The organism is Flavobacterium arsenatis (assembly GCF_031456785.1).
GTDB classification, from domain to species: domain Bacteria; phylum Bacteroidota; class Bacteroidia; order Flavobacteriales; family Flavobacteriaceae; genus Flavobacterium; species Flavobacterium arsenatis.
In genome coordinates this window covers 86,875-105,432 of the sequence record NZ_JAVDVI010000003.1, presented here as the reverse complement: position 1 = coordinate 105,432, position 18,558 = coordinate 86,875, and the positions used below count along the sequence as shown (strand labels likewise).

Annotated in this window: 17 protein-coding genes and 1 tRNA gene; 12 read left to right on the top strand and 6 right to left on the bottom strand. The window is 35.3% G+C overall.

Translation table 11 applies throughout. The annotated features are described in order from the left end of the window. Positions 1–22: 22 nt before the first annotated feature. From J2X31_RS04525 to J2X31_RS04490, 8 genes are all read left to right on the top strand, one after another. Positions 23–1,051 (top strand): rod shape-determining protein, encoded by a 1,029-nt coding sequence (locus J2X31_RS04525; RefSeq protein WP_026704510.1) that lies wholly within the window; start codon positions 23–25, stop codon positions 1,049–1,051. Between the two features lie 92 nt (positions 1,052–1,143). Next, the gene (gene mreC / locus J2X31_RS04520) at positions 1,144–1,977 is read left to right on the top strand and encodes a rod shape-determining protein MreC (protein ID WP_310024812.1); all 834 of its coding nucleotides are present in this window, start codon (positions 1,144–1,146) and stop codon (positions 1,975–1,977) included. Next, positions 1,970–2,476 carry a rod shape-determining protein MreD gene (locus tag J2X31_RS04515; RefSeq protein ID WP_310024811.1) on the top strand — a complete coding sequence of 169 codons (507 nt, stop codon included), beginning with the start codon at positions 1,970–1,972 and terminating at the stop codon, positions 2,474–2,476. Before mreC ends, J2X31_RS04515 begins: the two co-directional genes overlap by 8 nt. Then, complete coding sequence (gene mrdA / locus J2X31_RS04510; protein WP_310024810.1) at positions 2,473–4,335, top strand: penicillin-binding protein 2; 1,863 nt, start codon at positions 2,473–2,475, stop codon at positions 4,333–4,335. The genes J2X31_RS04515 and mrdA overlap by 4 nt, the downstream gene beginning before the upstream one ends. Before the next feature lies 1 nt (position 4,336). Then, positions 4,337–5,590, top strand: a complete 1,254-nt coding sequence (gene rodA / locus J2X31_RS04505; RefSeq protein ID WP_310024808.1) for a rod shape-determining protein RodA — start codon at positions 4,337–4,339, stop codon at positions 5,588–5,590. 159 nt (positions 5,591–5,749) lie between these two features. Beyond that, a complete protein-coding gene (locus tag J2X31_RS04500) occupies positions 5,750–6,265 on the top strand; it encodes a cysteine--tRNA ligase (protein WP_310024805.1) in 516 nt (171 codons plus the stop codon). Between the two features lie 139 nt (positions 6,266–6,404). Beyond that, entirely contained in the window at positions 6,405–7,727 is a 1,323-nt protein-coding gene (locus tag J2X31_RS04495; protein ID WP_310024803.1) for a hydroxymethylglutaryl-CoA reductase, degradative, read from the top strand. Between the two features lie 4 nt (positions 7,728–7,731). Further along, entirely contained in the window at positions 7,732–8,646 is a 915-nt protein-coding gene (locus J2X31_RS04490) for a GYDIA family GHMP kinase (RefSeq protein WP_310024801.1), read from the top strand. A gap of 52 nt (positions 8,647–8,698) precedes the next feature. Here the strand turns inward: J2X31_RS04490 and J2X31_RS04485 are convergent, their stop codons facing one another. The 6 genes from J2X31_RS04485 to J2X31_RS04460 form a co-directional block, all read right to left on the bottom strand. Continuing rightward, positions 8,699–10,792, bottom strand: coding sequence for a peptidylprolyl isomerase (locus J2X31_RS04485; protein WP_310024799.1), 2,094 nt, complete (start codon positions 10,790–10,792; stop codon positions 8,699–8,701). Between the two features lie 110 nt (positions 10,793–10,902). Continuing rightward, entirely contained in the window at positions 10,903–12,162 is a 1,260-nt protein-coding gene (locus tag J2X31_RS04480; RefSeq protein WP_310024798.1) for a hemolysin family protein, read from the bottom strand. 3 nt (positions 12,163–12,165) lie between these two features. Continuing rightward, positions 12,166–12,357 (bottom strand): hypothetical protein, encoded by a 192-nt coding sequence (locus J2X31_RS04475; RefSeq protein WP_310024797.1) that lies wholly within the window; start codon positions 12,355–12,357, stop codon positions 12,166–12,168. A 15-nt stretch (positions 12,358–12,372) separates the two neighbouring features. Further along, positions 12,373–12,927: an LPS export ABC transporter periplasmic protein LptC gene (gene lptC / locus J2X31_RS04470; protein ID WP_310024796.1), complete on the bottom strand. Its 555-nt coding sequence runs from the start codon at positions 12,925–12,927 to the stop codon at positions 12,373–12,375. 24 nt (positions 12,928–12,951) lie between these two features. Continuing rightward, complete coding sequence (bamG, locus tag J2X31_RS04465) at positions 12,952–14,217, bottom strand: BamG family beta-barrel-assembly machinery protein (protein ID WP_310024795.1); 1,266 nt, start codon at positions 14,215–14,217, stop codon at positions 12,952–12,954. Continuing rightward, a complete protein-coding gene (locus J2X31_RS04460) occupies positions 14,210–14,944 on the bottom strand; it encodes a type III pantothenate kinase (RefSeq protein ID WP_310025032.1) in 735 nt (244 codons plus the stop codon). The genes bamG and J2X31_RS04460 overlap by 8 nt, the downstream gene beginning before the upstream one ends. Positions 14,945–15,066: 122 nt before the next feature. Between J2X31_RS04460 and J2X31_RS04455 the strand changes: the two genes are divergently transcribed. The 4 genes from J2X31_RS04455 to J2X31_RS04440 all read left to right on the top strand — a co-directional run bounded on the left by J2X31_RS04455 (position 15,067) and on the right by J2X31_RS04440 (position 18,333). Beyond that, a tRNA-Phe gene (locus tag J2X31_RS04455) sits at positions 15,067–15,139 on the top strand. Positions 15,140–15,323: 184 nt separating this feature from the next. After that, on the top strand, positions 15,324–16,337 hold the full coding sequence (locus J2X31_RS04450) for a hypothetical protein (protein WP_310024794.1): 1,014 nt from the start codon (positions 15,324–15,326) through the stop codon (positions 16,335–16,337). Positions 16,338–16,340: 3 nt separating this feature from the next. Further along, positions 16,341–17,438 (top strand): RNA polymerase sigma factor, encoded by a 1,098-nt coding sequence (locus tag J2X31_RS04445; protein WP_310024793.1) that lies wholly within the window; start codon positions 16,341–16,343, stop codon positions 17,436–17,438. After that, on the top strand, positions 17,425–18,333 hold the full coding sequence (locus J2X31_RS04440) for a hypothetical protein (protein WP_310024792.1): 909 nt from the start codon (positions 17,425–17,427) through the stop codon (positions 18,331–18,333). The genes J2X31_RS04445 and J2X31_RS04440 overlap by 14 nt, the downstream gene beginning before the upstream one ends. Positions 18,334–18,558: the final 225 nt, after the last annotated feature.

Below are 18,558 nucleotides of genomic sequence, written 5' to 3'. Positions count from 1 at the left end.
AATTTAAACCCTTAACAAACGTATGGGATTTTTTGATTTCATGACCGAGGATATTGCGATTGACCTTGGTACCGCAAACACACTAATCATTCACAACGACAAGGTTGTAATTGATAGTCCATCTATAGTAGCTCGCGACAGAATATCGGGCAAAATCATTGCCGTTGGTAAGGAGGCGAACTTGATGCAAGGTAAAACCCATGAAAACATAAAGACCATCCGACCGTTGAAAGACGGGGTTATTGCTGATTTTGATGCTTCGGAGAAAATGATCAGCATGTTCATCAAGAGCATTCCAGCTTTAAAGAAAAGACTTTTTACTCCTGCTTTGAGAATGGTGGTTTGTATACCTTCTGGAATTACAGAGGTAGAAATGAGAGCCGTTAAGGAATCTTGCGAAAGAGTAAACGGTAAGGAAGTATATTTGATTCACGAACCGATGGCTGCTGCAATTGGTATTGGCGTTGACATCATGCAACCTAAAGGAAACATGATTGTGGATATCGGTGGTGGAACAACTGAAATTGCAGTTATCGCCTTGGGCGGAATTGTTTGCGACAAATCAGTTAAAATTGCCGGTGACGTTTTTACAAACGACATCGTTTATTATATGAGAACACAGCACAACTTGTTCGTTGGAGAAAGTACTGCTGAAAAAATCAAAATTGAAATTGGTGCTGCTATTGAAGATTTAGAAACTCCACCAGACGACATGTCGGTTCAAGGACGAGATTTGTTGACAGGAAAACCAAAACAAGTAGAGGTTTCCTATAGAGAAATTGCAAAAGCCTTGGACAAATCGATTCAAAGAATTGAAGATGCGGTAATGGAAACATTGTCTCAAACGCCTCCAGAATTGGCCGCCGATATCTACAACACGGGAATTTACCTTGCAGGTGGAGGATCGATGTTGAGAGGCTTGGACAAAAGAATTTCTCAAAAAACGGATTTACCTGTTTACATTGCCGAAGACCCTTTGAGAGCGGTAGTTCGCGGAACAGGAATGGCTTTGAAGAATTTGACAAAGTTCAGAAGCATCCTCATTAAATAAAATTTCAAATTTTAAACTCCAAATTCCAAGTTATAGCATTGCAAAACATACTCTTGGAATTTGGAATTTTAGATTTTTATTATTCATAAATTATGCAGCAAATATTTATTTTTATATTTAAAAACAGCTATCGATTGCTGTTTTTGCTGCTTTTGGGTATTTCGTTATCCCTCACCATTCAGTCGCATTCCTTTCATAAAAGCAAAGTCATTTCTTCGGCTAATTTCTTGACTGGGGGAGTTTATGCTCAACTGAATGCCATCAACGAATACTTTAATCTTCGATCGCACAATGAAGATCTGGCAAAGGAAAATGCCCGATTGAAACAATTGCTTTTCAACAGGATTGACTCGATACAACCATCTGATTTTGATTCTATCAGAGGTGTTAAAAAGACCGAAGTTGTGGTAGCGAAAGTGATTAAAAATACTTATAATTCTCCCGAAAATTACCTTACCATTGATGCAGGATCTAATCAGGGATTGAAAACCGACATGGGTGTTGTAAACGATTTGGGAATTGTTGGAATCATTGAAAAGACTTCGCCTAAATATGCAACAGTCCTGAGTGTACTGAATGTAAAATCGCAAATCAATGCCAAATTCAAGAAATCAAACCATTTTGGCTCTTTGATTTGGAATGGAAAAAGCACAGGATTTGCACAATTGATTGACGTTCCTCGACTTGCCGCTTCGGTTAGAAAAGGTGATACGATAGTTACCGGAGCCCAATCGGTGATTTTTCCTGAAAATATTGGAATTGGTACGGTTTATAAAATTTATACCGACGACAAGACCAACTATTATACTATAGACGTAAAATTGTTCAACGACATGACCAATTTAGGACATGTGTATATCATCAAAAACAAAGATCGCGAAGAAGTTATTAAATTAGAAACCGAAACAAAGAAAACAAATGAATAGTGCCTTATTGATCAATATCGCCCGTTTCATCTTGTTGCTTTTTGCACAAGTAGCCATCTTTAATCAAATTGATTTCTTTGGTTACTTGAATCCGTATCCCTACATCTTGTTTATCCTTTTATATCCTGTAAACGGCAATAAATATGGATTGCTTTTGGCAAGTTTCTTTTTAGGGATTATAATGGATATGTTCAGCAATTCAGGTGGTGTTCATACTACTGCGGCAATTTCTTTGGCCGCTTTGAGACCTACGTTCTTTAAATTTTCTTTTGGTGTAAGTTATGAATATCAAACTGTAAAAATAAACGACCGACTAACACCCGAACGTTTTTCGTTCATCTTGATTTCGGTAGTCACGCATCATTTTATATTATTTTTATTAGAAGCCTTCCGAATCAGTTTCTTCTGGGATATCCTTTTAAGAACTTTATTTAGTACTATCTTTACGATAATAATCTGCATTACAATAATCTACATTTTCAAGCCTAGCAAAAGATGAGAAAAGCTTTACTTCCCACAATCATTATCATATCAGCCATCCTGATCCTGATAAGGCTTTTCTATTTGCAAGTTATTGATGATACACTAAAATTAAAATCCGACAACAACGCCATCAAAATCATCTATGAATATCCCGAAAGAGGCTACATTTATGACCGCCATGGAAAACTGATTGTTGCCAATCAACCTTCGTATGACATCATGGTAACGCCACGAGATGTCAAAAACATTGACACTTTAGAACTTTGCAAATTACTCAACATCACAAAAGGCGATTTTGATAGGATTTTAGCAAAAGCGATTAGTTACAGCCCTAGGCTTCCGTCAGTTTTTCTACCCCAATTGAACAAAAAAGAATATGCAGCTTTTCAGGAAAAACAACGAAAATTTCAAGGATTTGACATAGTAAAGCGTTCGTTGAGGGATTATCAAACAACTGCTGGTTCAAATATTTTTGGGTTTATCACACAAGCAAGTGAGAAAATAATTGAGAAAAACCCTTATTACAAACCTGGAGACTTACTTGGAAAACAAGGAGTTGAACAAGAATATGAAGAAATACTTAGAGGCGTTAAAGGTGTAAAATACCGTCAACGTGATAAATTCAACAAGGATATTGGTTCTTACAAAGAGGGAAAGTTTGACACCATTGCCATTCAAGGTGAAGACATGACCTTGACCATTGATATTGCCTTGCAGGAATATGGCGAACAATTGATGATGAACAAAAGAGGCGGTATAGTGGCTATTGAACCTCAAACAGGTGAGATTTTAGCACTTGTAACAGCTCCATCTTACGATCCAGCAATTCTTGTAGGAAGAGAACGCTCTAGAAATTACACTAAACTTTTTAACGATTCTATTTCAAAACCTTTATTTGACAGGGGACTATTAGCAGTTTATCCCCCAGGTTCGCCATCAAAAATAATTACGGGACTTATTGGTTTACAAGAAGAAGTGATTAATGAGCAAACCACGTTTATGTGCAACCACGGTTTTAGTTATGCACCAGGAAGGTTTATGAGATGTCATGGTTCAGGCCCTCATCAATTGTACAATGGCATTACAAAATCTTGCAATTCATATTTTGGAAACGTTTATATGAAAACCATCAATAAATTTGTTCGTCCGGCAGATGGCGTTGATGTTTGGAGTAAACACGCCAGAAGTTTCGGTTTAGGTGAATTTATGGGATATGATCTGCCGGTTGGAAAAAGAGGTTTGATTCCGACATCAAAAACTTATAAGAGAATTTACCCAAATGGAGGTTGGAGAAGTACTGCAATTGTTTCGAATGCAATTGGGCAAGGGGAAATCTTGATGACTCCGATTCAGTTGGCCAATATGATGGCGGCGGTTTCCAATGAAGGATATTATTATACGCCTCATATCATCAAGCAGATAAAAGATCACCAGATAGACAAAAAATATAAAACAAAACACACTACTACAATCGACAAAAAATACTTCAAGCCTGTGATTGAAGGTCTTTATGGGGTTTATAATGACGGAGGAACGGCTTCGAGTCTTCAGATTGAAGGAATTCAAATTTGTGGAAAAACAGGAACTGCTGAAAATTATGCGAAGATAAATGGTGTCAGAACTCAATTGACCGACCATTCCATCTTTGTTGCTTTTGCACCAAAAGACAATCCTAAAATTGCCATTGCAGTTTTGGTGGAGCACGGTTATTATGGAGCTAGAAATGCTGGACCAATTGCGAGTTTGATGATTGAAAAATACCTCAAAGGAGTAATTACTAGAAAAGACTTGGAGAAAAAGATATACGATAACGACCTTCAAAAGGAATATGCCAAATATATCAGTGGCAAACCATTTGGTATAAACGGAAAATAACATGAAGAATCAGAGCGTCAGAAGCAATATCGACTGGGTCATCGTTAGCATCTATATCATCTTGGTGGTTTTAGGCTGGCTGAACATCTATTCTTCCTCTTCACCAGTTGATGCATCTTCTTTTTTTGATATGAATTATGAATATGGAAAGCAATTATTGTTTATAATTGTCACGATTCCATTGATTATTGTTGTCTTATCGATTGATGCAAAATTCTACGAAAAATTTTCTAGCATAATTTATGCTGTTGCTTTACTTGCTGTTGCAGGTCTGTTTGTTTTTGGTAAAGAAATTAAAGGACAAACCAACTGGTATTCTTTCGGAGCCTTCAGTTTGCAACCAGCAGAATTTGCAAAAGCAGCCACAGGATTGGCATTGGCTAAATATCTTGGAGATGTACAAATCAACCTTAATGACGTTCGAAAGCAAATAATTGGATTAGGAATCATCTTTTTGCCTATTCTCTTAATTATTCCTAATGACCCTGGAAGTGCCTTGATTTTTATGTCCCTGACCTTTGTTCTTTACAGAGAAGGATTACCTGCCTGGTATTTATGGATGGGCTTTATTGCCATTATTCTTTTTGTAATGAGCTTGCTCTTGGAACCTGTTTACATTATGTTGATTGCCGCTGTTGTGATTGCATTAGTTTATTTAAGAACCCGACTGGTAAACCGAAATATTGTTTTCAGTGCAATTATTTTCGTCGTTATTACAGCCTTCACATTCTCGGTAAGTTATGTATTTGACAATGTTTTCCAGCAACACCATAGAGATCGTTTTAACATTCTGCTTGGAAGAGAAGTCGACATGAAAGGTATTGGCTATAATATCAATCAATCAAAAATTGCTATTGGTTCCGGTGGATTAACAGGCAAAGGATTTCTCGAAGGAACCCAAACAAAAGGAGGTTTCGTTCCTGAACAGCACACGGATTACATCTTTACCACCGTTGGAGAAGAATGGGGGTTCATTGGATCGACTGTTGTGATTGCCTTATTTCTCAGTTTGGTATTAAGAATTATCTATCTGGCCGAACGGCAAAAAACAAAATTCAGTAGGGTCTATGGCTACTGTGTGGCTTCAATCCTATTCATTCACTTTTTTATTAATACCGCAATGGTTTTGGGATTGTTCCCTACCGTTGGAGTTCCGCTTCCGATGTTTTCTTATGGTGGCTCTGGACTTTTTGCCTTTACGATTTTGATTTTCATTTTTGTGAAAATGGATGCCAATAAGGTAAATGAGTGGTAATTTCTTTTAAATAATCTTTTTTACACAATTTTTAATTTTAAAAACAAAACAATCAATTGATTTTCAGTTATTTATCTTTTTATAATATTTTTATTTGTTATAATAAAATTATTTAGGTATAATTGTTGTTAAATAATATTTAAATTAAAACAAAAAACTATGAAAAAGATTTATTTACTGACTCTCTTATTGAGTTTTACTGGCAGTTTTGCCCAAGAAGGAAAAACCATTGCAGCCACTGACACTTTGAACGCCAGCTTGCAGACACAAAGAATCACTCAAGAACAAATTCTTAATGTCGAAGAAATGAAAGCAATTGCATTAAAGAATCAAAAAGAAAATGAAGCCCTAAAAAAACGGGCCGATAAGGACGCTAAAAAATTAGAGAAAGAACAAAAGAGCTTCGAGAAGCAGCAGAAAAAGTTTGAAAAGCGTCAAAGTAAAATTGCAAGTGCCGAAAAAGATTTCGAAAAGAGCAAAAAAAAGTTAGAAAGCGAACAAAAATCGTTTGAAAAAAACACAAAGAAATTTCAAAAAGCACAGGAAAAAGGAAAAGCTTCTGTTGCAGATCTCAAAAAAATGGAAATCAAATTAAGTAAGCAACAAACCAAAATCAAAGAGCTACAGCTAAAAAAGCACAAGATCGAAACCAACCTGATAGATATTAGAAAATAACTGCAAAAGCTGTAATATAAACAATTACAGCTTTTTTTTTAAAATGTTCATCAAGAGAACAAATCCTTTCACCAAAATCTTCAAAAAGACTGCAATCTATATCTTATCTTTGTACCGAATTTCAATTTAGGCATCAATAATGGACAAAGCTGTTTCGGGGTTTTCAAAACTATCAAAGGAAGATAAAATTAAATGGATTGCCAATCGCTATTTTTCTGAACCAGAAGAAGCAATTTCACTACTTAAGAATTATTGGAATGCCGATAAAAAGCTACAAAAGCTGCACGATGAATTCATAGAAAATACAGTCACCAATTTTTATCTGCCTTTAGGAATTGCACCTAATTTTCTCATAAACGGAAAATTTTATACCGTTCCAATGGCAATTGAAGAAAGTTCTGTTGTTGCGGCAGCTTCAAAAGCAGCCAAATTTTGGGCAGAACGTGGTGGTTTTAAAGCTACGGTTTTGAATACTGAAAAAATCGGACAAGTGCATTTTATCTTTAAAGGCGAAACTTCAAAATTGGAGCAATTCTTCAATGAAAAGAAAAAACTTTTCTTTGAGGAAACCGAAGACCTTACTAAAAACATGCAGAAACGCGGGGGTGGAATCTTGGATATAGTTTTAAACGACAAAACCGATTTGCTTCCAGATTATTACCAACTTCATGCTACTTTTGAAACCAAGGACTCGATGGGTGCCAACTTCATCAATTCGTGTTTGGAACAATTTGCAAAGACATTAAAGAGATTAGCTCAAGAGAATTTAGACTTCAATGAAGATGAAAGAAATCTTCAAGTTGTTATGAGCATCTTGTCGAATTATGTGCCAAATTGTATTGTTCGAGCAGAAGTTTCTTGTAAAGTTGAAGAACTAGCCGATAAAAAAAACAATCCGCACGAATTTGCCGAAAAGTTCGTTAGAGCTGTCCAGATTGCCGAAGTGGAGCCATACAGGGCAGTAACCCACAACAAAGGAATCATGAACGGAATTGATGCCGTAGTGCTTGCTACAGGAAATGATTTCCGTGCCGTTGAAGCAGGAATTCATGCTTATGCCTCAAAATCCGGAAAATATACAAGCTTGTCGCATGCGAAAATAGAAAATGGCATTTTCAGCTTTTGGATAGAAATCCCATTGGCTTTGGGAACCGTTGGCGGATTGACTTCATTGCATCCGTTGGTAAAATTTGCGTTGGAGATGCTCGAAAAACCTACTGCCAAGGAATTGATGCAGATTGTTGCAGTTGCAGGTTTGGCACAAAATTTTGCCGCTTTACGATCATTGACCACTACTGGAATACAGGAAGGACACATGAAAATGCATCTTGGCAATATCATCAATCAATTTGAAGCAACAGATGCCGAACGCTTACTGATAATAAACCATTTCGAGAACAATACCGTTTCCCATGCAGCGGTTGTCGATTATATCCAAAGTCTGAGAAAAGTAAACATATAATCTTTTGAAACAAACATTCTACAGTAACGGAAAACTGCTTATCACAGGTGAATATATTGTTCTTGATGATGCAAAAGCTTTTGCATTACCCACGAAATTTGGACAAAACTTAATTGTTGAAAATGGAATAGGCAAAAAGATAACCTGGAAAAGTTTTGACAAAGATGAAAGTGTTTGGTTTGAAGATGTACTTCTATTTGAAGAAATCATAAACGGATCAAAAAAAGAAGAAGCAGATTCTATTAAAAAAACACTTGTTGGAATACTGCACGAAGCCTATCTTCTAAACCCTAAATTCATTGACAATTCTGACGGATATAAGATTATAACCGAACTCACTTTTCCAAAATTTTGGGGACTGGGAACTTCTTCTACATTGATAAACAACGTTGCTCAATGGATAAAAATCGATGCTTTTGATCTTTTAAACAATAGTTTTGGAGGAAGCGGTTATGATATTGCTTGTGCTCAAAACGACACGCCAATAGTATATCATTTAGAAAATGGAAAACCAGCAGTTGAACAAATTGAATTTGATCCTTCCTTCAAAGAAAACCTATACTTTGTTTATCTCAACAAAAAACAAAGCAGCAAAGCGGCGATAGCATCCTATTATGCGAAGCAAAATAACCTTTCTAAAAGCATTTCGGCTTTAGAGAAAATTACCCAAAACGTCATACAAGCCACAGATTTGAGAACCTTTGCTTCTGAATTGGAAAAACACGAAATAATAATGAGTGACATTCTGGAGATGCAAACCGTCAAGGAACGTTTCTTTCCAGATTTCAATGGAGTTGTAAAAAGCCTTGGGGCCTGGGGTGGCGATTTTGTCTTGGTGGTTTCAAAAGACAATCCGACTTCTTATTTTGAAAAACGCGAGTTTAAAACAATTCTTCCTTACAGCGAAATGATATTATAAACAAAAAATCCCGGATGAACCGGGATTTTTCTTGAACTAATATATCAACTTCTTAATAAAATAATTGTCTGTTGTCTTCGATTTCAGCATCTGCTTTCAAAGCACCTATTACTCTTCCCGGAGCTGAAGCACTTTGTCCGCTCAATTTTGCTACATATTCCTTATAGTCTGTAATTGCAGGAGCTTTAGTAACTGTTTTAGGCTGTACAACAAACACACCCGAAACACCTTCGATTGGAGCAGAAACTTTGTTGGCACCAATTGCAAAAGCAGTACCAACCACTTTTTGCTCAAGTCCAGTTCCTGGCAAAACAGCATTTTCGATTGTTAAATCTGTAGCAGTTTGAACAGTTCCTCCTGAAGATTTAGCAATATCAGCCAAAGAACTACCTTTCATTTTAGCCTTGATCAATTCTGCCTTTTTCTTGTTTTTCAATTTTGGTTCGATTGAAAGTCTTGCCTGATCAATGGCCATCAAACCTTCTTTGTTCACTTTTTTAAGTTTCACGATAACGTGACCAACATTCGGAACTTCATATCTTTTTACATCTCCAGTGCTTGTTTTCTTGTCGAAAGCCCACTTAACGATTTGTCTTTGGTTTTGGATAGAACCAAAGCTTTCGTCCATTGCTTGAACTTTTACAGCAGGTGTTACAGTTACTCCATTTTCTTTAGCAACAGCGGCAAAATCTTTGTCATTAGCTTCCATTTCAAATTTAACGGCTTTAGTATAAACTTGATCCGTTGTGGCTTCAGAAGCACCAATCTTTCTTGCAATTGTAGCCAAACGGATACCGTCTTGCTTATCGGTAACGTTGATGATATGGAAACCGAATTCAGTTTCTACCAAACCAATTTTTCCAATTGGGTTGCCAAATACGAAATCATTGAATTTAGGAGTCATTTGTCCTTTAGAGAAAAATCCTAAATCACCACCTTGTTGCTTAGATGAATCGTCAGAGTTTGTCATCGCCAACATCATAAATGAAGATGGATTAGCTTGTACTTGAGCCAACAATTCGTTTGCTTTTGCTTGAGCCTCTTCTTTAGTTCTAGTTACAGAAGGGTTTGCTCTCATAGCTCCTTTGTATGCCAAAAGGATATGACTTGCTTTAGCATTGATACCCGCTTGTCTTCCTAGAGATTTACTAACAGCATAATATCCGCTATATAAGTATGGTCCGAAAACTTGACCTTGTGGAAGGTTATACAATTGCTCTGCATATTCTGCAGGCAAGTTGCTTTTAGATACAAATGTAGAATCGTAAGGAATATCAGAATTAGCGTTTACAAATTCAGCCACATTAGTTGCAGTTCTGAAACCTTGCAAAGTATCATTCTTTTGCGTTTCTTTATTGTATTCTACTTTTCCAACAAGCAATTGCTCCACTTCTTTTTTAACTTGCTCTTCGTCTTCTTTCGAAGCTTTGTCATCAATCACTACAAATTCGATTTCGCGAGTTTCGTCAGCTTTGTATTTTTTCTCGTTTTTCTTCATGAAATCAATAATTTCTGAATCGGAGATTTTAACTTCACTATCTTTAATGGTTGAATAAGCTACAGAAACGAAATCAAAATTCACTTTGTTGGCTTCCATTTCATATTTCAATTTAGCTTCCGTATTTGTTGTATAAACACCCGCTTTAACCAAAGAACTATAGATTTGGAACTTGGCATTCAATTCTGCATCTCTTTTTCTAGAGTTGATCATTGGAGCTTGCTCTGGATTTGCCTTGAAGTATTCTTTGAATTTAGCAATATCAAAAACGCCAGCCTCGTTCAAGAAACTTGGATTTTGACCAATATCTTGGCTTTGTTTTAGAATTTCAATAAGATGATCTTCACCAACTCTCAATCCCAACTTTTCGAATTCAGTATTTAATAAAGAAACGGTAACTTCTTGTTCCCAAACCCTACTTACGGCTTGAGAAGAAGATATTCCTTGTCCGCTTTTTTCGACATTATCAACTTTTACTCTGAAATCGTCGAAAGAAATCTCGTTTCCGTTAACGCTTCCAACATCACTTGGGGTTCTATTAAATCCTCCTCCTTGAACAAGATCGCCAATTACAAATGCCAATAAACAAAAGCCTATTACAAGTATTAAAAGAAGCGAACGTTGTCTAATTTTTGCTAAAACTGCCATTTTTTATGTTTGTTAATTTTAAAATTCAGTTTGCGAAAATACAATTATCTATTTAATAATTATAGTAGTAGGGTTATAATTTGCAATAAAAAACGATTTTTTTTCTAAAACTATTCTCGGATGGTCATTTTAACCAATTCAATCTTTTTATTGGTAGCTTCCTCAATTATAAAATGATAGTTTCCAATCTGGATATTTTCGCCTTTTTGAGGGATTTCTTTGGTGAAATCTACAATAAATCCGCCAAGGGTTGTATAGGAATCGCTTTCGGGAATATTGATTTTATATTTTTCATTAATATCCTCAACATGCAATCGGGTTGAGAAGAGATAACAGCCGTTTTCTAGCTCCTGATCGATTAGTTCCTCATCCAAATCGTGTTCGTCTTCAATTTCTCCAAACAATTCCTCCACGATGTCTTCGATGGTCACCATTCCTGAAGTGCCACCATATTCATCCAAAACAATGGCTACACTTTTTCTTTTTTTCGTAAGAAGATTCATTACATCCTTGATGAAAATGGTTTCGGGAACAAATTCAACCGGAATCATGACCGATTTTATGGTTTTTGGTTTTTTGAACAATTCAAATGAATGAACATATCCAATGATATCATCCAAAGAATTCTGATAGACCAGAATTTTGGAGTAGCCGGTTTCAATAAAGAGTTCTTTCAACTCATCGACTGTATCGTGAATCTCTACTGCCGAAATTTCGGTTCTCGGATTCATGATGTCGCGGGCTTTCACTCCCGAAAACTCAAGTGCATTCTGAAAAATCTGAATTTCCGAATCAATATCTTCTTGATCTTCAACAGATTTCATTTGTTCTGTAATGTAATTTCCCAATTCGATTTTACTGAACAAAAGCTGTTCGTTATCACCTTTAATCTTGAATATTTTCATCAGGATAATATCTGAAATCCAAATAATTGCCGATGAAATATAATAAAACAATTGATAGAAAATGTATGCAGGGATTGCCAAAGCCTTGATCAGAGTATTGGCATAAATCTGAAAGAAAATCTTCGGCAGGAATTCGGATGTGATGATGATTACAAGGGAAGATATAAAAATCTGAATGAAAAAAATTACCCAAATTGATGAAGTCAACTCGACAAATGCAACTTGACTCATTATCAATTCGCCCATGAAAAAACCATAGACAACCAATGCTATATTGTTTCCAATAAGCATCGAAGCGATAAACTTTGATGGATTTTCCGTAAGTTTTGAAAGTATTTTGGAGAGGAAGCTATCTTGTTTTTTTTCGATTCCGAGATATACTTTGTTGGAGGAAATATAGGCGATTTCCATTCCAGAAAAAAAGGCCGATAGTATTAAGCAGAGGATTATAATACTAACTTCCATGGCTTATGAATTTTGATTTCGGTCTTCGAATTTTTTAGCAAAACTTCTTCTAAAGAAGAACATAAAAACAGCCACAATTGCAATAATAAAGCTCAACCATGGAGATTCATCTGTGTTTAGTTTCATAATGCCATCATAGATGAAAAAACCAGCGAATGCCAGATAGATGTATTGTGTAAATTTTAAATATTTCATTGTCTTGTAAGTTAATTATTCTTTGGCTTCGGTTTGACCTGAAAATTTCTGGGTGTTCATAATTTTGAAATCCTTATCGAAATCGACACCTTCTCCGTATGAAACTCCTTTTGGAGCAGTAAATTTATATTTATGTTCGGTAAAAAACCATGCATTTTTCTGATCGTAGTACAGTTGTTCCGTTTCCAAAAGCTGATTGTCTTCTGTTCGGATTTTTACGTTTCCTGTCAGGTCGATAATTTCTGTTCCTTTGAATTGCATGGCGTGATTTGCAGTAACAAAAGTACGCTTCCCCTTACCATCATAGAGTGTAACATCGACACCTTTAGGGAATTCTGTAAAAGGGTATTCGACCGTGGCATAATCAAGCATTTTCTTTCCTTTAAGTACCGCTTTAATTTTTCCAGAATCAGTGTACTTTAAGGTAATAGAATCGGCTTCACCACTCGGACTGAATTCAGAGAAATTTATCTTTTGCACATCTCTAAAGTTGCTTTCGCAACCCACAATAAAGATAAAAGCAAGAAATGCAATTGTATGTAAAAATACTATTTTTGCTTTAAACTTCATTTAATTTATGGAGATTGAAATATATTAATTGTACTTTCTTCTAACAAACCATTGGTCGTTTAAAGAGAAACTCAATATTACATTAAGGTAGTTTTCTTCAACCAAATTAAGTGCCTTCGTTCCTCTCTTTCCGTATTCGAATCCTAAATTTACGTTTGAAAAAGAACCACTTATTGGAAAACCAAGACCTAAAGTAAGAGCTGTATCGTTTATAGATTTATCGGCAATGACCAATCCCGTATTTTCATGTCGGAAACCAGCACGATAGGTCATCCTATTCATATAGCTTGTAAAAGAATCGTAATCAGGGATAAAATACCCTCCAACACTTAACTTTGAGGAATTTTCATAAGTTCCGGTGGAAATATCTTGAAATCTGTTGGCAAAATTACTAGTGTTTTGAAAAGTATATTCAGCTCCAAGCAACCATTTGTTTGCTTCACCAATTCCTGCTCCAAAAGCAAATTTAGAAGGCAATTTCAATCTTGTATCTGCTACATCAATTTCTTGCGGATCACCGATAACAATTGGATTTGAATTGGTTCTTTCTTGAACAATTGCAATATTCCTAACATTTGAAAGTCTCAAAGTGCTTTCAGGCGTATAAACCAAAGAGGCATATACACTCAACTTCTCAGTTACTTTCTTGTTCCACATTGCACCAGTGTTGAAACTAAGCCCTCGAATTATTGATGTATTTAATTCCCTTGAACCATATTGGATCGTGTTCCAGAATTCATAACTAGTTGTTTCAATCTCACCGAAATTATAATCAAGATTTACACCAACACTCAAATTTGAATTTATTTTATAACCCGCTCCCAAGAAAGCCCTATTTACGCCTCCTGTTCCAAAAAACTGTTTGCTTTTGGTTATAGAAGTCTCTTCGGATGTTTCAATATTTTGAATTTTATATCCTACCGAAGAATACGGCAAGAGTCCAAAACCAACACCTAACTTTTTGGTGATCGGCAAACCTAGTGCAAGGTAATCCACTGCTGTTCTCCTAGCCTTTCCATCTCCTGAATTTGTCCTTAAATCGGAAGTGTTATAACTTCCGGACAAAGTGAATGTCGTAAATTTCAATTGTCCGTATCCTGCAGGATTTTGCAAGTTTATATGCAAGCTATCTGTAAAAACACCCAATCCACCCATAGAACGGTTTTCAGTATTTCCTTTAAATCGTATATCTCCAATTCCGTAGAAAGAGTAAGGTGAAGCGGTTCCCTCTTGTGCAAATGTTCCAGTAGCAAAAAGCAAACAGATGCCGACAATAACTTTTTTAATCATTTTTGATTTTATATTGAAATGTATGGTTCAAACTTTCTAGAAGGAAATTTGAATTGGCAAATATGGTATTTTTTAATCGTTTAGCCAAAAAAACTCCGTCTCCGCCAGTTAAAATTATGGTAAATTTTGAATATTGCTCTTTATACTGATTGATGAAACCATCCATTTCGTGAACGACACCATTGACAACGCCAGAATGAATGGATTTATTGGTGGAATTTCCGATGAAATTTTCAGGATTCTCAACAGTCAATAATGGTAGTTTCGCGGTATAATTATGCAAGGATTCATAGCGTAGTCGTATTCCGGGAGAAATCGCTCCTCCTAAATAATTATTGTTCTCATCTATAAAATCATAAGTAATACAAGTTCCTGCATCAATCACTAATCTATTTTGTTTAGGAAACTGCAAAACTGCTCCAGCTGATAAAACCATCCTGTCGATGCCTAAAGTTAGAGGCGTTTCATAAAGATTTTGGAAAGGAAATTGATCTTGGTGTGAAATAAAATTGATTTTAATGTCTTTTTCAAACACTAAAAAATCTTCTTTTGAGATGCTTCCGACAGATGCAACGACCAAATCGGATATGTTTTGATGCTTTTTTAAAATAATTTCAATTTTTTTTTGAAGTTCATTTTTTTCAAAAACGAATTGTTCCAAAATGATATTGTTCTCAAAAACAGCACTTTTAATTCTTGTATTCCCTACATCAACAGCTAAAATCATACTTGAAAGATTGAAGTTGCGAAGGTACGAATTCATTTTTTTAAAAAAATGTTTTGGATAACTCAAAAAAGCTCCTATATTTGCACCCGCAATCAACAAGCAGTACTGCTCGAAATTGTAACGGTACCTTAGCTCAGATGGTAGAGCAATGGACTGAAAATCCATGTGTCCCTGGTTCGATCCCTGGAGGTACCACGAAACCCGAATAGCAATATTCGGGTTTTTTGTTTTTATATCTTCCCTAAAAAAGTAAGCTTCGCCTTTACGTTTGAATAGCAATAAAAAATAATTCAAAATATTTCACTTTTCAACTGCAACCACTTTTCTTTTTTCACTCTTATCATAAAATAAAGTATATTAACCCAAAATTATTTTTATTATGAAAAAAGTTTTACTTGCATTTATCCTCTTGACAGGTTTATTGCAAACTTCATGCAGTTCTGATTTGATTTCTGAATCGCTGCCAATAACCAATTCTGTTGATGTTTATGTTGCCGGGCAAAAAGACAATCAGGCATGTTATTGGAAAAACAACCAGCCTTTTTTATTAGACTCGGGAGGAATTATGGGACCGGTTGCCAATAAGATTATAGTGGCAAACGACGATGTTTATGTACTAGGAATTGGAGCTTCGGCCAATCCTCTTGGAGCTGTTCCTATGTTTTGGAAAAACGGCGTGCTTACCATTCTAAAAACAAGCTTGAGTACCGATGCAGAAGAAGTGATGAGTATTACCGATTTTGAAGTAATTGGCAACGATGTTTATTTTGTTGGATATACTAGAAAAACAATAGTCGATTTTGAAGATTACAGTCTTTTTTATTGGAAAAATGGAATCCAAACATTAGTTCACAATTATGGAGGTTATGCTCAAAACCAATCGAGAATCAAGATAGCAAACAACAACGTTTACGTTACCGGAACAAACAGCGATAACGGAAATGTATCTGGAATGATAGATGGATATTACACAAACAGTGTTTTTACCGAGGTTCCAAATTCTATGTTAAATGGATTTAGTGCAAACAATAACGAAATATTCGCATTCGGGACAAAAGATGGTATAAGCTATTACAAAAACATTACTCTAAATTCAGAAACTACATTTCCTATAACGCCTGCAAATGGAATTACCGATATGTATTTTGACAATGGGAATATGTATTTTACAGATGGTTCTAATAACATCTATAAAAACGGAATCTTATTTGACGAAGGTCCAATCTCAAGTGGAGGAATACATGACTTCAAAGTACTTAATGACAACATCTACAGAATTACTCATGCGGGAGAATTTGGCTTTATCAGTTTTCTGACAATAAACGGAGTTCAAACAATGGAACTTCCCAATGGAGATGGCTCTTTCCAATCGATTTATGTAGTTCAAAACTAAACCATGAACAACCTGAACTGGAACGAAATCTACACCAACATATCCCCAAAACTCTTGGGGATTTGTCGCAGATATATAAAAGATATTGCCACTGCCGAAGACATCATTCAAGATTCATTTATTGTGGCCATTCAAAAAGAAAACACCCTCAAAGACAAAAATGCGTTGAATGGATGGTTGAGCAGAATCGTAATCAATATGGCTATCCATCATTTGAAAGAGGCAAAAAAAGTAAATTTCTCCACTCATCAAGATTATGAAATTGTTGATTCCACAACCGTTATGAACACATTAGAATTAGACCCTAAAAGCATCCTCCTTTCTTCGGATTTGGAACGGAACGACATCCTTGACGCTATCGACAAATTGCCCGAACATCATAAATCGGTTTTCAATATGTATGTAATTGACCAATTTTCGCACAACGAAATAAGCAACGCTTTGAACATTTCGGTTGGCACTTCAAAATCGCATTTGTCGAGAGCTAGAAAAGCAATCCAAGTTTTTTTATTGGAAAAAATCAAAGGAAAACCTGTTGACGAGAAAAAGAAACGCCGAATTGCTTTTTTATTCTTCCTTGGTTTTGGAAACCAGATGTTTGCTAATTTCTACAGAAATCAGTTTGAAGGTTTCGAAATTCAATCACAAAAATCATTCGCCTTTGAATCTAAAAAAATTCAATTTCCGCATCAATTCATCGGCTTGACCAAAACTGCTTTTGCTTCAAAAATCATCATCGCAACAATTTGTTCTTTGATAATTACCGCAACATTTTTTTACGTTTACACTTATAATTCGAAGCAGATTTCTTTTCCAAAGGAAGAAAAAACAATCATTGAAGCAAAAAATGAAAATCCAAATAACGAATCAATTACTGTTCCGATTGATTCAATAAAAAAAGAAAAACCTATATCCGAAATAAATCAACCAAAAGTTATTTCTACTTCAAAGAAAATTATTTCTACTAATAAAAAACTTCATCAAGATCAAGCAAAACCAATTGCTACAACAGCAATCGATTCATCAAAAAGCGAACCTCAAAAAGTGGTGGTCATCAAAAAACAAATCATCAAAAAAGACACTGTTTATGTTACGAAATAAATTCCTGATTCTTTTTTTAGTCATAAGCAGTTTCGCTTTTTCGCAATCAAAAAAAATTGATACCGTTTATGTTTATGAAGAAATTATTATCCGCGATACTATTTTTATCGAAAAGCCTTTCTCCAAGATAGACAAAGCCGTTTTTACTTCTGAAGAAAATAAAAAAGACAAGCTCGAATTGACTCAAAATGGAGTTGTAATTCAAATTCCTGTTGACACGCTTGTTTTGATTACCGATAAGAAAAGAACTGAAAAACCAAAAAGCAAAAGCTGGTTTTTTGGCGGAAAATTTCATCTAGGCATAGCCGATAATAGCCTGTTTAAAAAAATGGATGCTCCAATGAATACAGGCTTTGGCTTAGGTATTTGGACCAAGAAAAAACTTTTTGATTCTGATTTTTCTGTCGGAATTGGGTTTGATGCTTTTTATTGGATGAGTCCATTTTCGACCAATGCACAAGAAAAAGATGGAGCGTTGAATGGTTATTATTTTACCCACAAAAATGAACCAAAACTCTTTCATTCCATCGAAAGCAAGCATTTTCAGTTGCAGATTCCAATTCAATTGTATTATAAAATAGGGAAATTCACGCCTTCGGTTGGAGGGTTTGTCAGCACAAGCAACTACAAAACGCAATTTTTAGGTTCGTCGGGAACATTGCCTTTGAGATTCGACCAAATACAGACTTTTAAGACCGAAGCCTTGCAAATGGGATATTTGCTAGAGTTGCAATATGCTTTTTCAGAATCCATTTCGGTTGGAATACATTTCAGTTCTGGAAAATTCAATAATTTGGTTTTCATCAACAAAGACGACAAGAATCAATCATTTAAAGTTGAAAACAAGTTTACAGAAAACAGAGGGTTTTTGCAGTTGGTTTATACTTTAGAATGACAATATACAGATTCTGAATCTTAAAGATTTAGATATGATTATTTTACTTCAGGGTTTGGATAAAGTATAACAAACAAGCCTCCCCTAAATAGTCTTGACTATCAGTTTTTAGTTTAGAGTGGTTAAAAATATACCCTAAAATTGATTTGAACAGTATGCATCTATTTTAACCCGAAATGAAATAATTGTAAATGTTTCAGTTTTTCTTACTTTCTTTGTGAAGAG

What these genes read in the sequence shown, in the direction of transcription:
- J2X31_RS04525 (WP_026704510.1), top strand. Translation starts at nt 23, where the DNA reads ATGGGATTTTTTGATTTCATGACCGAGGATATTGCGATTGACCTTGGT.
- mreC (WP_310024812.1), top strand. Translation starts at nt 1,144, where the DNA reads ATGCAGCAAATATTTATTTTTATATTTAAAAACAGCTATCGATTGCTG.
- J2X31_RS04515 (WP_310024811.1), top strand. Translation starts at nt 1,970, where the DNA reads ATGAATAGTGCCTTATTGATCAATATCGCCCGTTTCATCTTGTTGCTT.
- mrdA (WP_310024810.1), top strand. Translation starts at nt 2,473, where the DNA reads ATGAGAAAAGCTTTACTTCCCACAATCATTATCATATCAGCCATCCTG.
- rodA (WP_310024808.1), top strand. Translation starts at nt 4,337, where the DNA reads ATGAAGAATCAGAGCGTCAGAAGCAATATCGACTGGGTCATCGTTAGC.
- J2X31_RS04500 (WP_310024805.1), top strand. Translation starts at nt 5,750, where the DNA reads ATGAAAAAGATTTATTTACTGACTCTCTTATTGAGTTTTACTGGCAGT.
- J2X31_RS04495 (WP_310024803.1), top strand. Translation starts at nt 6,405, where the DNA reads ATGGACAAAGCTGTTTCGGGGTTTTCAAAACTATCAAAGGAAGATAAA.
- J2X31_RS04485 (WP_310024799.1), bottom strand. Translation starts at nt 10,792, where the DNA reads ATGGCAGTTTTAGCAAAAATTAGACAACGTTCGCTTCTTTTAATACTT.
- J2X31_RS04480 (WP_310024798.1), bottom strand. Translation starts at nt 12,162, where the DNA reads ATGGAAGTTAGTATTATAATCCTCTGCTTAATACTATCGGCCTTTTTT.
- J2X31_RS04475 (WP_310024797.1), bottom strand. Translation starts at nt 12,357, where the DNA reads ATGAAATATTTAAAATTTACACAATACATCTATCTGGCATTCGCTGGT.
- lptC (WP_310024796.1), bottom strand. Translation starts at nt 12,927, where the DNA reads ATGAAGTTTAAAGCAAAAATAGTATTTTTACATACAATTGCATTTCTT.
- bamG (WP_310024795.1), bottom strand. Translation starts at nt 14,217, where the DNA reads ATGATTAAAAAAGTTATTGTCGGCATCTGTTTGCTTTTTGCTACTGGA.
- J2X31_RS04460 (WP_310025032.1), bottom strand. Translation starts at nt 14,944, where the DNA reads ATGATTTTAGCTGTTGATGTAGGGAATACAAGAATTAAAAGTGCTGTT.
- J2X31_RS04450 (WP_310024794.1), top strand. Translation starts at nt 15,324, where the DNA reads ATGAAAAAAGTTTTACTTGCATTTATCCTCTTGACAGGTTTATTGCAA.
- J2X31_RS04445 (WP_310024793.1), top strand. Translation starts at nt 16,341, where the DNA reads ATGAACAACCTGAACTGGAACGAAATCTACACCAACATATCCCCAAAA.
- J2X31_RS04440 (WP_310024792.1), top strand. Translation starts at nt 17,425, where the DNA reads ATGTTACGAAATAAATTCCTGATTCTTTTTTTAGTCATAAGCAGTTTC.